18 protein-coding genes and 3 tRNA genes are annotated in these 12,554 nt (G+C 52.5%); 5 read left to right on the forward strand and 16 right to left on the reverse strand.

Translation table 11 applies throughout. The features are described from left to right. Positions 1–770: calcium-binding protein (locus BJL95_RS25975; RefSeq protein ID WP_139306347.1), on the reverse strand; the 770-nt coding region annotated here is incomplete at its 3' end. Positions 771–932: 162 nt separating this feature from the next. Between BJL95_RS25975 and BJL95_RS19605 the strand changes: the two genes are divergently transcribed. Continuing rightward, complete coding sequence (locus BJL95_RS19605; RefSeq protein WP_071160380.1) at positions 933–1,223, forward strand: hypothetical protein; 291 nt, start codon at positions 933–935, stop codon at positions 1,221–1,223. A 146-nt stretch (positions 1,224–1,369) separates the two neighbouring features. Here BJL95_RS19605 and BJL95_RS19610 read toward each other — a convergent pair whose 3' ends face one another. Beyond that, the gene (locus BJL95_RS19610) at positions 1,370–1,663 is read right to left on the reverse strand and encodes a transposase (RefSeq protein WP_071160381.1); all 294 of its coding nucleotides are present in this window, start codon (positions 1,661–1,663) and stop codon (positions 1,370–1,372) included. Positions 1,664–1,798: 135 nt separating this feature from the next. On the opposite strand from BJL95_RS19610, the gene BJL95_RS24230 reads away from it, so the two are divergent. After that, positions 1,799–1,987 (forward strand): hypothetical protein, encoded by a 189-nt coding sequence (locus tag BJL95_RS24230; RefSeq protein WP_175463762.1) that lies wholly within the window; start codon positions 1,799–1,801, stop codon positions 1,985–1,987. 94 nt (positions 1,988–2,081) lie between these two features. Further along, positions 2,082–2,699 carry a hypothetical protein gene (locus BJL95_RS24235; protein ID WP_083386173.1) on the forward strand — a complete coding sequence of 206 codons (618 nt, stop codon included), beginning with the start codon at positions 2,082–2,084 and terminating at the stop codon, positions 2,697–2,699. 143 nt (positions 2,700–2,842) lie between these two features. Here BJL95_RS24235 and BJL95_RS19625 read toward each other — a convergent pair. From BJL95_RS19625 to def, 8 genes are all read right to left on the reverse strand, one after another. Next, positions 2,843–2,918: transfer RNA gene (locus BJL95_RS19625), tRNA-Asn, on the reverse strand. A 26-nt stretch (positions 2,919–2,944) separates the two neighbouring features. Continuing rightward, a tRNA-Arg gene (locus BJL95_RS19630) sits at positions 2,945–3,021 on the reverse strand. 60 nt (positions 3,022–3,081) lie between these two features. Further along, a tRNA-Ser gene (locus BJL95_RS19635) sits at positions 3,082–3,172 on the reverse strand. Between the two features lie 10 nt (positions 3,173–3,182). Then, entirely contained in the window at positions 3,183–3,374 is a 192-nt protein-coding gene (gene csrA, locus BJL95_RS19640; protein ID WP_064029361.1) for a carbon storage regulator CsrA, read from the reverse strand. A 581-nt stretch (positions 3,375–3,955) separates the two neighbouring features. Then, positions 3,956–4,300 carry a DUF2845 domain-containing protein gene (locus BJL95_RS19645; protein WP_231883677.1) on the reverse strand — a complete coding sequence of 115 codons (345 nt, stop codon included), beginning with the start codon at positions 4,298–4,300 and terminating at the stop codon, positions 3,956–3,958. Next, on the reverse strand, positions 4,297–5,130 hold the full coding sequence (locus tag BJL95_RS19650; protein ID WP_071160387.1) for a quinoprotein dehydrogenase-associated SoxYZ-like carrier: 834 nt from the start codon (positions 5,128–5,130) through the stop codon (positions 4,297–4,299). Before BJL95_RS19650 ends, BJL95_RS19645 begins: the two co-directional genes overlap by 4 nt. 25 nt (positions 5,131–5,155) lie before the next feature. After that, the gene (locus BJL95_RS19655) at positions 5,156–6,073 is read right to left on the reverse strand and encodes a quinoprotein relay system zinc metallohydrolase 2 (protein WP_071160389.1); all 918 of its coding nucleotides are present in this window, start codon (positions 6,071–6,073) and stop codon (positions 5,156–5,158) included. Then, positions 6,073–6,609 (reverse strand): peptide deformylase, encoded by a 537-nt coding sequence (def, locus tag BJL95_RS19660; protein ID WP_071160391.1) that lies wholly within the window; start codon positions 6,607–6,609, stop codon positions 6,073–6,075. Before def ends, BJL95_RS19655 begins: the two co-directional genes overlap by 1 nt. 184 nt (positions 6,610–6,793) lie before the next feature. Here def and BJL95_RS19665 point away from each other — a divergent pair, with 184 nt between their 5' ends. Beyond that, positions 6,794–7,132: a hypothetical protein gene (locus BJL95_RS19665; RefSeq protein WP_064029353.1), complete on the forward strand. Its 339-nt coding sequence runs from the start codon at positions 6,794–6,796 to the stop codon at positions 7,130–7,132. Positions 7,133–7,336: 204 nt separating this feature from the next. Here BJL95_RS19665 and BJL95_RS19670 read toward each other — a convergent pair whose 3' ends face one another. The 6 genes from BJL95_RS19670 to BJL95_RS19695 all read right to left on the reverse strand — a co-directional run bounded on the left by BJL95_RS19670 (position 7,337) and on the right by BJL95_RS19695 (position 11,636). Next, entirely contained in the window at positions 7,337–7,660 is a 324-nt protein-coding gene (locus BJL95_RS19670) for an iron-sulfur cluster assembly accessory protein (RefSeq protein ID WP_064029351.1), read from the reverse strand. A 2-nt stretch (positions 7,661–7,662) separates the two neighbouring features. Continuing rightward, positions 7,663–8,778, reverse strand: coding sequence for a cysteine desulfurase family protein (locus BJL95_RS19675; protein WP_071160393.1), 1,116 nt, complete (start codon positions 8,776–8,778; stop codon positions 7,663–7,665). Next, positions 8,778–9,263: a Fe-S cluster assembly transcriptional regulator IscR gene (gene iscR, locus BJL95_RS19680; RefSeq protein ID WP_064029346.1), complete on the reverse strand. Its 486-nt coding sequence runs from the start codon at positions 9,261–9,263 to the stop codon at positions 8,778–8,780. Before iscR ends, BJL95_RS19675 begins: the two co-directional genes overlap by 1 nt. 123 nt (positions 9,264–9,386) lie before the next feature. After that, on the reverse strand, positions 9,387–9,971 hold the full coding sequence (locus BJL95_RS19685) for a class I SAM-dependent methyltransferase (RefSeq protein WP_083386174.1): 585 nt from the start codon (positions 9,969–9,971) through the stop codon (positions 9,387–9,389). Positions 9,972–10,150: 179 nt separating this feature from the next. Next, entirely contained in the window at positions 10,151–10,900 is a 750-nt protein-coding gene (gene cysE, locus BJL95_RS19690) for a serine O-acetyltransferase (RefSeq protein WP_071160397.1), read from the reverse strand. 7 nt (positions 10,901–10,907) lie between these two features. Beyond that, on the reverse strand, positions 10,908–11,636 hold the full coding sequence (locus BJL95_RS19695) for an RNA methyltransferase (protein ID WP_071160563.1): 729 nt from the start codon (positions 11,634–11,636) through the stop codon (positions 10,908–10,910). Positions 11,637–11,731: 95 nt separating this feature from the next. Here BJL95_RS19695 and BJL95_RS19700 point away from each other — a divergent pair, with 95 nt between their 5' ends. Further along, positions 11,732–12,526 carry an inositol monophosphatase family protein gene (locus BJL95_RS19700; protein WP_071160399.1) on the forward strand — a complete coding sequence of 265 codons (795 nt, stop codon included), beginning with the start codon at positions 11,732–11,734 and terminating at the stop codon, positions 12,524–12,526. Positions 12,527–12,554 lie beyond the last annotated feature (28 nt).

The following is a 12,554-nucleotide window of genomic DNA, read 5'->3' on the forward strand; positions in this document are numbered from 1 at the left end:
CCTTCGCCGCCCATCAACGCGTCGGAACGGCCGCCGCCGATCAGCATGTCGTCACCGCTACCGCCGCTGAGAAAGTCGCCCAGACGATCGGCCGGGACCGAGCCCAACCCCGCTTCGGCGTTTTGTTCGTCGGCGTACAGCACGTCGTTACCTAGGCCGCCTTGCAGGATGTCGCGGCCGGCCCCGCCGTCCAGCACGTCGTTGCCCTGGCCGCCGTCCAACAGATCGTTGCCGTTGCCGCCGTAGAGTATATCGTTACCACCCAACGCCGCCGCCTGAACGACGGCCCCGTTGAGTTGCTGGCGGTGATGAACCACACCGTCTTCGTCCAGCTCGGCGACTTGGGTCACGGACCAACTGCCGTTTGGGTTGGCGATACCGCCGTCGCCGTAGAGCACGTCGTCATCGCCGCCGCCCACTAACACATCGGCGCCGTCGCCGCCGGCCAATACATCCCGGCCGGCGTCGCCGAACAGTTGATCATTGCCGGTGCCGCTGGCCAGCAGATCGCCGCGCAAACCTGTACCCGCAGCGGTTTGGCCTTGGTCGTACAGCGTTTGGAAGCCTTGCTGTTGGTCGGCGTACAGCAGATTGTCGCCGCCGCGATTGGCCAGCAGGATGTCGCTGCCGCCCAAACCTTGCAGCAGGTCGTTGCCGGTGTCGTCGTAGAGGGTATCCGAAGCCACGCTGACCATCACGCAGCGGCGATGGCTTGAACATTTCAAACCGCAGCAGCACTCAGGCTTGAGCGTGTATTGGAAGTTAGACATAATCGTGGACACTTCATATCCCTTGTATTGACGATCATCCGCGCTTGGCTGTGCGCTGGTCAGCCAAAGACGGAGTGTAAAAACATTACGACTTATTCAGATTGGTTAAACCTATGTCGCCAGCCTTTACTCTGGCTTGGTTTACCCGACCCGGCAGTCTGCATGTTTGAATGCATGCTTGATGATCCTGATCGCGAACAACTCGGCCACATGCTGCATTGCTGGCATAACCGTTTTGAAAACGAGCCGATCATGATTAGGGATGCATTGAAACGCATAGGCTTTGATGAAGAGGCTTTCCTGGATGTTATTAGAGACATCGCCGGCGAAAAGGATGGCAGCATCAATAAAACCCGACTTGGTTGGTGGTTAAAACGGCATGAAGGGCGTGTAGTTGATGGTCATCCGCCGAGAACCATAAAAATGGTGCCGCGTATATTCCTCATCAAGTAAGCGCAGCAACAGACATTCATCTTCATCTACGGCTTTCAGCAAACGCTTCTTCTGCTCGTACACCACGGAACGCGTGACCTTGAGCAAGGCGCATTGCCTGGATAACTGCAACTCATCATCGGGCCTTATCCAGGTTTGGCGCGCCTCTACAGGCTGATCCCAGACTTTTTTTTAAGCCAGTCCAGCTCCATATTCAGTTGCCCGATCTTGGCGTAAAGCCGGTCTGGATCATTCTGCGCATTAACCGATTTGGGGCCGCGCTTGCCTTCAAACAGACTGCCGGCATTATCCAGCAATTCCTTCTTCCATTGACTGACCTGGGTGGGATGTACGCCGTGCTCTTGGGCGATCTCATTGATCGTCTTTGTGCCTTTCACCGCTTCCAACGCAACCTTGGCCTTTTGCGCACCTGTAAATATCTTCCGTTTGCTTTCGCTCATTTCCCGCCTATTATTTTCAGTCAGGGCATAGCTTAAACTACTGTCCGGATTTCGGGGTCCACTTTAGAATATCCTGCTACCGCAGACGGTTTAGAACAATTTATTCGAGAAGCATTGGAACCGATCTGTATGCGAATGGAAAAAGAAGCAAGGTATCAACCGGCCACTAAAGCCCAAACTTTAGGTGAAGGCCTGCATCCGCAGCGAATGGAAAAGCTAAATCGCTACGAAATACACCTGGATCGTAAATTTGAACATACTTTGGCGATGCTTTTAAAGCTAAAAGAGCTGAGAAATCGAGCAAATCCGAATCCTGCTGAATAGCCTGTAGGGCTTGGTATGACTGGTATTCCGCACATTTTATTGAATACCAGTCATTCAATTTACTTAATGATTTCGGCAAAATCTGGGGAATTTTATGAGCGGTATAGGTAACGGACGACGGAATCAAGGCGGCAAAGACACAACCAATGATTTTATAGCTCTTGATGTAAGACGATTGCAACAGGATGGTTGCTTAAAACCAGGAATGTCATTCACTACAAGTTGGTTGTCCAATGGCGAGAACATCGGCTCAATCCAAATACTTGGTCATGCAAGCTATGTCATTCTCGATTATCGCCATCAGCGGGCAGGTGAGGCCTGGGAAAATAAACGTTATCCAGTAAATCTTGACTGGTCAGGCTGTCATTATGGTGGACAGCGTGCTTGGTTTAGGTGCCCGGCCGATGGGTGTAACCGTCGAGTGGCATTACTTTATCTTGGCAGTGCTGGTATTTTTGCTTGCCGCCATTGTTACGAACTTGCATACGCTTGCCAAAGGGAAACAAAAGATGATCGATTTGCACGGCGAGCCGATAAAATTCGTGACAAATTAGGTTGGCATCGTGGAATTTTAAATCCCAACGGCACCAAGCCAAAAGGTATGCATTGGAAAACTTACTGGCGACTCAGGGCTGAACATGACGGTTGTGTTAATGTTGCGCTACTTGGCATTGCCAAACGATTTGGATTTTTGGAAAAAATGCTGGGATAAATCTGTTTCGCAAAAAAAAGATTTTTGCTGTCAGTCATTCGATTTAAGGGTATGGATTACTTTTGAAAGTTGCCCAGAGGTTGCCCGGAAAACTTCAGATGAAAAAAAAGGGCCTACATTTTCATGTAAGCCCTTGATTTATTTGGCTCCCCCGGACGGGCTCGAACCGCCGACCTAGTGATTAACAGTCACCCGCTCTACCGACTGAGCTACAGGGGATTAATTCGGTAATACCAATACTCAAATGGCGCGCCCGGAGAGATTCGAACTCCCGACCGCACGGTTCGTAGCCGTGTACTCTATCCAGCTGAGCTACGGGCGCTTATTTGAGCCGCTTATTATCAATGATTTTAAAATAAATTACAACTTATTTTTATTTTAGTGGCGGAGAGAGAGGGATTCGAACCCTCGATGGGCTTTTGGCCCATACTCCCTTAGCAGGGGAGCGCCTTCGGCCTCTCGGCCATCTCTCCTAAAACTCTATCAACTCTCCGCGTTACTCGCTTCGGATTGCTCTTTCTTGATCCTCTCGTAGATTTCTTCCCTGTGAACCGAAACGTCCTTAGGAGCATTAACGCCGATACGAACCTGATTGCCTTTCACCCCGAGAACTGTAACAGTCACATCGTCACCAATCATCAAGGTCTCTCCCACTCTACGGGTCAAGATAAGCATACTATCTCCCTACATGTCCAATTGTGCTTTGTTACTGCAACATACTCGAATCGACAATTATAGTCTCTTTTTAAAAAAAGGAAAGCCTTATTACACCCCAGCTTGACGTCAATGCAGCTTAGAGTCTGTTTAAACGCTATCAGAACTGCGCATGGCGCGCGAGATATAAAAAGAGGCCGCCGTCTTCTTTGGGAAAGAAGCCGAGTAATGCACGGATTTATTCAAGCACAACAGAAGACATCTCCGGGACCGCGCTCAGTGAAGTGAGCAGGGAACACCAGTGATTACTATGCCTGGCTCAACGTCCGGCAAGATGGCGGCCACAAACGACACGATCCACAACCTGCCGAAAAAATGCGGCAGATTTTTACCAAAAATAAGCAGAGCTTTGGTTCGCGTCGTTTAGCGGCTCGCTCAAAGAAGCAAGGCTCTCGGGCAGTCTTCTCTTCTAAACAGACGTCGCTCGCATCCGAGCACGAGTAAGCTACCCCAACCAAGCAGGCAGAAATGCGTCGTACATATTCTGCCACCCCGAATTCGTAGACTAGCCTGCGGCCGTTGAAGTCGGAATCGTATCTCGCTCAATACCCATACCCGAGATCTTGGATATTTTTTAATTCGCCGTTTTCGAACTCCAGAAGTTGCTGAAACTTCCTACGCCCGAAATTGTAGGTCCATTCCTCAATAACGACTTCTTCGAATTGATCGATTTCCAATGCACCGTAAGGATGGCGAAACCGTGTACCGCGCACGGCAGTGCGCTCTTCCACACCATCCGGCTCACCGCACTTCGCCAAAACATCGGCTTTGTGGTCACCAATTCGGACCAATTTATGCCCACAACGCATCGCCAGCGCATCAACGGACACAACAAGGCCTATCGACGACACCCCAACCAATACAAACGCGCGAATCAGCGGACTCAAGGACTTACCTGATAGCTTTGGACATAGTTGGTCCCTTTGCTACACACGTTTCGACTGGTCGGCGACTCACAAGAAATATCGGAAAACTCCGCTTTCAATTCGCCCGGTTTATCGGGGACGAAATAAAAACGAAAATTCGGGTCCGCGCTAATTGCAATGTCGATCTTAGCGTTCAGCACCGGCTTGTCATTGAAACTGACCTTCAATTGGTCGACAAACTGCGATTTGCGGATGAAGCGAGTCACCTGATCCATCTGCATGCCGGTCAGATTCGGATGACTGATCATTAGTTGAGCCAAGGTCGGTTGCCCGGTTTGCACGCCTCCGTCCAAACGGAATTTAACCTTGCCGATCCGCTTAAGCGCTTCGTCCAAATCGGCTCCAATGGGTGCCGAACAGCCACCGCTGGCCTTGACGAACTTTTTAGTCATCGTGAACTTGCCGTCGCTGGTTTGTGCAACCGCGCGAATGTTGCTATAGGTATTGACCCTGACCCGCATCGCCAACTCGGCTTTACCGCTCTCCGGGAAGAACTCGAATTCGCCAACGAATGGAAACGGGTTCTTATCGACGAACAACCAAATTTTTTTGACGAACTTGTCTTTGGCCTGAGGAATCTTACTCGTGACCTTCAACGGCACGATCGCCGGATCCTCGGCACGATACGGCGCTTCTAGCTCGATAACGTCCGAGCTTTCTTCAATGCTCTTGCCCGCGAAAAACTGGTCTTTCAACACCGTATTCCAAGTCAGGTCGTCGCCTTCCGCGTGGACGCTAACCGCCGAAATCAACAGAATCGACGCGGCCGCCAATCGAGATACATAATGCATGGTTTAAATCTCCCCAGATAATCAATCAGTCTTCCCATTCCAGCTCGGCGAAAGCGATGGTAACGTTTTTGCGATGGAACTGTTCGAACAATTGCCAACGGCTTTTTGCGGCCAATCCAGCCGAAGACACCGCCTGCTCCAATGTTTTGCCCTGCTTGATCATCGCTCTTAGCTCGTCGGACAGTTCGGCCAAATACCGTTTTTCCGGCTGCATGGCCGCAGGCCAATCGTTAACCAGGCGACCATGTCCTGGAATCACCAAGCGATAGCGACGATGCTCCAATCGCTCCAATTCGGCTAGCCAGCCCCTGATACTGCCATCAATGACTGGAATATGCTCCAAAAACAACAAATCGGCTAGCCACATAGTGTCTGTGTTTTTATCGTACACGCTAAGATCGTTATCGGTGTGCGCCGTGGGATGAGCTGTCAGCACAAGGTCGCGATTCCCGAGGTTCAAGGTCGTCGTATCCTTGACCTGCAAGTCCGGGGGTATGATATCGTCTCGATTGACGTGAATGTCCAGCACCTCTTCAGCCCGACTCAGGTAGTGCTCGCCACGGGTCGCCATGGCCCGCGCCAGTTTGTGATGACCGACGAAACGCACGCCCGGTTCGTCCTTGAAGGCACGGTTACCGTAGATGTGATCGGGATGCACATGGGTGTTGATCACATAGCAAATCGGCTTATCGGTAAGTTGTTTGACCGCGTCGCGCAGGGCAATTCCCTGCCGAGGGCTACCACCGCTATCGATCACCGCCACGCATTTGTCGCCGACGATAAACCCGATATTGGCGATCTCGCCATGGTTGGCTCGATCCGGCCAATGGTACGCGGACAAGTGTACGTAAACCCCTGGAGCAACTTCGCTAACCGACAACGGCGTTGCCGCCCAGACACACACGCTCGTCAGCCAGCCGAAAATCATCCAAATTATTCTCATCACTCACCTTGCACCGCTACTCGATTGAAAAACTCTGCCTCGGAAATGATATCCCGATTGTTTTCGACCCGATCCAAATAGACCAAACCCAACAAGTGATCGAATTCGTGCTGAAACACTCTGGCCGGAAAGTCACGCAACGCCAGGCGTTGAGAGGCGCCATGAGCGTCGCGATACCGAACATCAATGGATTGATAACGCGGCACGAGCGCACGAATACCGGGTACGCTCAAACAGCCTTCCCAATCCTTGCGCATTTCGGCATTAAGTACTTCGAACCCAGGATTTACCATCACCAATGGCGCCATTTCCGGTGCCCGCGGATAACGCGGTGTCGGCCGCGACGCAATAATCAAAACTTGCAGCGACACCCCCAATTGTGGCGCGGCGATTCCCACACCGCCTTCGGCGAGCATTGCCGACTGCATTTCCTCTAATAATTCGTGGAACTCGCTACTGGAAAAATCATCAACAGGCTGCGCTTGCCGACGCAGCACTTCGGAACCCAGCAGTTGAATTTGCGTGATTGGTTTCATGTCAGAATCGAAATGTCCGAACGTTAGCTTAACCTGTTGAGCGCGCAGTATATCGCTAATAGAGCTCGCCAACCCGTCTTTACTTTACCGGGCATTTTTGTGATATTACTAAAAAGCTTGCGCCGACAATGCGGGTTTTGACTTAACAACCGCTTAATATGTATCGACTTTTCCAGGAGACTATATGAAAAAAATCCATAAAACCCCGTTCGCTATCGCCATCGGCGCATCCCTGTTGCCAACCTTGGGTATGAATGCGGCACAAGCCGAGAGCAATCCGTTCGCTTTAACCGATCTAGGCTCAGGGTACATGCTGACTGCTGAAGCCAAACCCGACGCGGCGGCGGATAAAATGAAGGATGGCTCTTGCGGTGAAGGCAAATGCGGCGCCGCAATGATGAAGAAAACCCCCGACAAAACCGCTACCGAAGGCAAATGCGCCGGAAACAAACCTGCGGCATCCGGGGACAAAGCCGCCGAAGGCAAAAAAATGGAAGGTAATTGCGGCGCTAACATGAAATAACGCCGCTTCTAGCGCCCGCCCAAGTACGCGGGCGCTTTACCCCCGAAAGGGGTCAGCTTTAGAAAATATTCCTTGAACTTTGGACTAAAATTTTTTCCGGCTGAATCAAACTCATCGAAAAGCAACGCACTTGGTACTCCAAATTGCGCTCAATCAGCAATACCGGAAAAACAAACACCTTCCAGAACGTTTTTAACGCATCGCTCAAACGGCAAAGCTTTCACCGCAACCACACGTGGCCTTGACGTTGGGATTCAAAAATTTAAAGGTTTCGTTAAAGCCTTCCCGAACGTAGTCCAGGACGATACCGTCCAATTTATCTAAATCAATACGCTTGACCAACAGTTTGACACCGAACTGATCGAAAACCAACTCGTCAGCCTCGGCTTGATCGGCATAATCCAACACATAGGCGTAGCCCGAACACCCCGAAGCCTTCACACCCAGCCGCAACCCTAGCCCAGAACCACGCTTCTCGAGCTGTTTGCGAATTTGTTTGGCGGCGTTTTCCGTGACTTGAACAGTCATAATTAGTACTCCCGATTCAATGCAAGCGCCGACTTTAAGCCGGCAATAAATTCGTCGATTTGCGCTTCGTTATTGTCTTTACCCAAGCTAACCCGAATCGCGGACCGGGCATACAACGGCTCGACAGCCATCGCAGTCAGCACCGGACTGATGACCTCGGAGCCAGCCGAACAGGCCGATCCGCTCGACACCGCCATATTGAGTTTGTCTAATTGCATCAGTAACATTTCGCCGTTGACGCCGGCGATGCCGAACTGAACAGTATTCGCGAGGCGGTCCGAGTGTTCGGCAAATATTTTGACGCCAGGGACCTTGCTTAATTCGGCCTCCAGACGCCGCCTAAGTTCCCGAACCCGCCCAATGCGCTGATCCAGTTCGTTTTTCGCCAGCTCGGCGGCCTTACCGAAACCAACTATCGCGGCAACGTTCTCGGTACCGGCTCGTCGCCCGGACTCCTGTTCGCCACCCCGCTGCCAAGCGCGAAAGTGATAATCGGCGGCAACCACCAAGGCTCCACACCCCTTAGGCCCATAAATTTTGTGACTGGACAGACTCATTAACTTCACACCCAATCTACGAAACGAGACCGGCATCTTGCCGAGGGCCTGCACGGCGTCGGTATGAACCGCCACGCCGCGCTCCGCTAATAGGCCGGCAATCTTTTCCACCGGCTGGATCGCCCCTGTTTCGTTATTGGCCAGCATCAGTGATGCCAAGTCTCCGGCTTGCCAAGTCATCGCCGTTATCGCATCGATCATCACGGTGCCGCCAGCACTAACCGGCAAAACTCGCACATCACGAAACAGACGCCGGTGATGGTCGGCGTTTTCGAAGATCGACGGGTGTTCGATTGCAGAGATCGCCAAGCCGCGCTCCCAAGCATTCACCAGCGCTAATGCGTTTGCCTCGGTGCCGCCGCTGGTAAAGACAATCTGGTCCGGCTCGGCATCCACCAAAGCAGCGACTTGATTTCTCGCACTGTCGATCGCGCTTCGTGCCATGCGTCCAAGCTTGTAAAGACTGGACGGATTGCCGTACATCGCATTCAGGTACGGCTGCATGGCTTCAGACACTCGTTCGTCGCAACGCGTGGTCGCGTTGTGATCGAAATAAATCATTAAGCGCTGAGTTTTTCCTTGATCGGCTGCATATCAATGACGTGCTCAACCTGCCGAGCTTGGCGTTTTGCGACTTCCCCGACCAGGTCACGCTCCAACAACTGGCCAAGGCTGATTTCCTTCAAATATTCGCGAATCTGCTCGCTGAGCCCCATCCACAAATCATGCGTCAGACAAGGCTGATCATTGTGACAATTCGCTTTGCCGCCGCACTTAGTGGAGTCAACCGGCTCGTCGACCGCCTCAATGATGTCCGCGATGTTGATTTCGCGAGCGTTGCGACTCAAGGTATAGCCGCCGCCAGGGCCACGCACGCCTTTGACCATTCCGGCCTTGCGCAAGCGCGCGAACAATTGTTCAAGGTAGGACAGCGAAATGGTTTGACGGGTCGCGATATCAGTCAGCGTCACCGGGTTGGACTGACTGTGGTATGCCAAATCCAACATCGCCGTCACTGCATAACGTCCTTTAGTAGTTAGCCGCATGGTAAACCCCTTACAAATTAATGATTATTGTAAACGCGACTATAAATAAACCCAGTAAAACGGTCAAGTATTCTACATAAGAATGCATTTTTGGCAGTCTACTCTCCGAAACTCAAGGCACATTTAATGAGGCTTGCTAGCCGAAACTTGATAACTGAAAGGCATAAAATCGTTGTCGTAAGCCAGCCATGAGAGAACTTTGGCTGCCAGTTTGATGATTACAACGAAAAACGGAATCACCAGAATCAGTGGCATTAAAGGACTATTCCTCGAAACCCAATCCCAGGTGACTTTGCTGATCGCGATGTTTGTGAGCAAACCGGCGGTCTCCATTGGCGTACCGACCGCTAAGCATTGTTCAACCACCAACCCGTAACGTTGAAGAAGATTAGAAATACCGTGTCGGCTAAGCCGCGTAAAATCGCGTGGTTCGTCATGCAGTGGGTATAGAAAAGGCACTTGAAGCAATAACCGACCGCCGGGCTTTAAAATCCTGGCGATTTCCTCAATCGCATGATCGACAGAATCCAAATGCTCTAGGACATCCAGCAACAACGCGACATAGACACTCTGTGTCGCAATCGGTAGCCGGCCGGCGTCGGCAAATATATCCGGTGCTGTTCGGTACCACTCCGTTGCAGTTTCAGGACGAGCCCAACGTAATGGCAATTCCCCGGCAAAAATCGCTCGGGCCAACAACCGGCGCAACCGATAGCCGACACAATGCCATCGCCCCGAAGCCTTACAACCACTCGATCAATTTGAGATTGCGACCACAAACCAACCACTGCGGATGCAGTGGCGTGTGCAAGAGGGGCTGCAATGCTTTCTTAATGTCTCTTAAAATCATTAAGACAAATCCTCAACACGGCCAAACCAAGGATCTTTCATTGCTGATCCTTGATTTCGCAAGCCTGCAAATTCGACGCAGCTTGTTCTCTACATTCGACACCGGAGGCGCGCAATCGCTCGCGCATTTCTTCCACCTGCTTATCCAATTGGTGAATGTGATCCAGCATCAGGTTAATGGCGTTCGCGATCGGGTCCGGCATGTCGCCGGTCGCACCATAGGCATCGAAACCCATTTTCTGAGCCATCGCGTCGCGATTGGCCCGTTGCTTGGACTTCGAGTCAATCAAATGCGCCGGAATCCCAACCACGGTAACCCCCGGCGGCACCGACTTGACGACGACTGAATTAGAACCCACCCTGGCACCTTCGCCAATCTCAATCGGGCCTAGAACCTTGGCGCCAGCCCCAATCACTACGCCATTCGCCAAGGTCGGATGTCGCTTGCCCTTGCTCCAACTGGTGCCGCCCAAGGTCACGCCGTGGTACAAAGTGCAGTCGTCACCGATCACCGCAGTCTCGCCGATTACCACGCCCATGCCGTGATCTATGAAAAACCGCCGCCCGATTTTCGCTCCAGGGTGAATTTCGATGCCGGTTAACCAGCGCGCCAAAAACGACAAATACCTAGCCAACCAGCGAAAACCGTGTAGCCACAGCCAATGGCCGCAGCGGTGGATCAACACCGCATGGAAGCCAGGATAGGTCGTGACGACTTCGAAAACCGACTGCGCGGCCGGATCGCGGGCGAACACACAGTGGATGTCTTCTTTAAGTCTGGCTAGCATCGTGGGCTCACTTGGCGTTATGGTTTTGCGAGAAGCGCAAAATGCCTCTCAAAATATCCAACTCCTTGGTGTCGAGCTGGGCACGATTGAACAGGCGCCGCAAACGGCGCATGATAGATCGCGAGCGTTCGGGATGCAGGAATCCGATATCCGCCATCGTCTGCAACAGATGCTCGTAAAATCCTTCCATTTGTTCCGCGCTGGCCAGGGGCTCCTCTCCTTGATCGCCGACTCCACTCCGGTGTTGGCGTCCGGAGGCGACGTATAATTCATAGCAAGCGACTTGCACGGCCGCCGCGAGATTTAATGAACTGTAGTCCGGGTTACACGGAATCCTCAGCAAGTAATGGCAAAGATCCAGCTCCTGGTTCGTCAAACCGGAGTTTTCCCGGCCGAACACCAGCGCGACATTTTGATCGGCCGCCGCCGCTCCACCCCAGCGTTCGGCCATTTCCCTGACGGCGACCGTCGGCCAACTGATCGTTCTATCGCGAGCGCTGGCCCCCAACACCAATTGGCAGTCGGCGATCGCCTCGCTCAAGCCAGTGTAGACTTCGGCGTGCCTAAGCACATCGTCGGCACCCGAGGCGCGGGCTGTGGCGTCGGCGTGAGGAAAATATTTAGGAGCCACCAAGCGTAATTCAAACATTCCCATGTTTTTCATCGCTCGCGCCACGGCGCCAATATTGCCGGGATGCGAGGTTTCCACCAACACGACCTTAAAATTCGACAACAACATCCATTCCCCGGCCGACTAAAAAACCGGCGATTCTAACAAAACATTTGTTATTCTATCGCTGTTTTCCAACTGCTCATTACCAATCCGCTCCCATGCATCCGATGCTTAACATAGCCGTCCGCGCCGCGCGGAGTGCCGGCGATTTGATCCAACGCTCGTCGCAAAACATCGAGAAACTCGCTGTCAACCAAAAAAGCCGCAACGACTACGCCTCGGAAGTCGACCGAGCCGCCGAACAAGAGATCATTAAAATCATACGGGCGGCCTTCCCGGAGCACGCCATTCTGGCCGAGGAAAGCGGCGAGCACAAAGGTAACGATTACGTCTGGGTCATCGATCCGCTCGACGGCACCACCAATTATTTACACGGCTTTCCGCAGTACGCGGTGTCCATCGCGTTAAAAAACAAGAACAAGCTGGAATTGGGCGTGATTTACGACCCGGTTCGGGACGAGTTATTTACCGCCGAACGCGGCGGCGGTGCAATGTTGAATAGCCGGCGCATCCGCGTTACCAAACAGAACTCAATGCGCGGAGCATTGATCGGCACCGGGTTTCCGTTTAAGACCATGGAAAATATCGAACCCTATCTCGGCATGTTTCGCGCCATTTGCGCCGATTCAGCCGGCATCCGCCGCGCCGGAGCGGCCGCGCTGGACATGGCCTACGTGGCTTGCGGCCGACTAGATGCGTACTGGGAAATCGGCGTCAAGGAATGGGACATCGCGGCCGGCGTGCTGCTGGTTCAGGAGGCCGGTGGCGTTGCGACCGACTTCTCCTTTAACGACAAGTACTTGCAGTCGGGAAATATCATCACCGGCAATCCGAAGATGCATCAGTTAATGTACGCCGCGATAGAGCCGCACGTACCGCCGCACTTGAAATAGTGCGAACTTCGGCAATTCACCTAGAATT

Origin of the sequence: Methylomonas sp. LWB, from assembly GCF_001856095.1 — a bacterium.
GTDB classification, from domain to species: domain Bacteria; phylum Pseudomonadota; class Gammaproteobacteria; order Methylococcales; family Methylomonadaceae; genus Methylomonas; species Methylomonas koyamae_A.

Bases quoted from the DNA above. Each gene is read 5' to 3' on its own strand.
- BJL95_RS19605 (WP_071160380.1), top strand. From the start codon at position 933: ATGTTTGAATGCATGCTTGATGATCCTGATCGCGAACAACTCGGCCAC.
- BJL95_RS19610 (WP_071160381.1), bottom strand. From the start codon at position 1,663: ATGAGCGAAAGCAAACGGAAGATATTTACAGGTGCGCAAAAGGCCAAG.
- BJL95_RS24230 (WP_175463762.1), top strand. From the start codon at position 1,799: ATGGAAAAAGAAGCAAGGTATCAACCGGCCACTAAAGCCCAAACTTTA.
- BJL95_RS24235 (WP_083386173.1), top strand. From the start codon at position 2,082: ATGAGCGGTATAGGTAACGGACGACGGAATCAAGGCGGCAAAGACACA.
- csrA (WP_064029361.1), bottom strand. From the start codon at position 3,374: ATGCTTATCTTGACCCGTAGAGTGGGAGAGACCTTGATGATTGGTGAC.
- BJL95_RS19650 (WP_071160387.1), bottom strand. From the start codon at position 5,130: ATGCATTATGTATCTCGATTGGCGGCCGCGTCGATTCTGTTGATTTCG.
- BJL95_RS19655 (WP_071160389.1), bottom strand. From the start codon at position 6,073: ATGAGAATAATTTGGATGATTTTCGGCTGGCTGACGAGCGTGTGTGTC.
- def (WP_071160391.1), bottom strand. From the start codon at position 6,609: ATGAAACCAATCACGCAAATTCAACTGCTGGGTTCCGAAGTGCTGCGT.
- BJL95_RS19665 (WP_064029353.1), top strand. From the start codon at position 6,794: ATGAAAAAAATCCATAAAACCCCGTTCGCTATCGCCATCGGCGCATCC.
- BJL95_RS19670 (WP_064029351.1), bottom strand. From the start codon at position 7,660: ATGACTGTTCAAGTCACGGAAAACGCCGCCAAACAAATTCGCAAACAG.
- BJL95_RS19675 (WP_071160393.1), bottom strand. From the start codon at position 8,778: ATGATTTATTTCGATCACAACGCGACCACGCGTTGCGACGAACGAGTG.
- iscR (WP_064029346.1), bottom strand. From the start codon at position 9,263: ATGCGGCTAACTACTAAAGGACGTTATGCAGTGACGGCGATGTTGGAT.
- cysE (WP_071160397.1), bottom strand. From the start codon at position 10,900: ATGCTAGCCAGACTTAAAGAAGACATCCACTGTGTGTTCGCCCGCGAT.
- BJL95_RS19700 (WP_071160399.1), top strand. From the start codon at position 11,732: ATGCATCCGATGCTTAACATAGCCGTCCGCGCCGCGCGGAGTGCCGGC.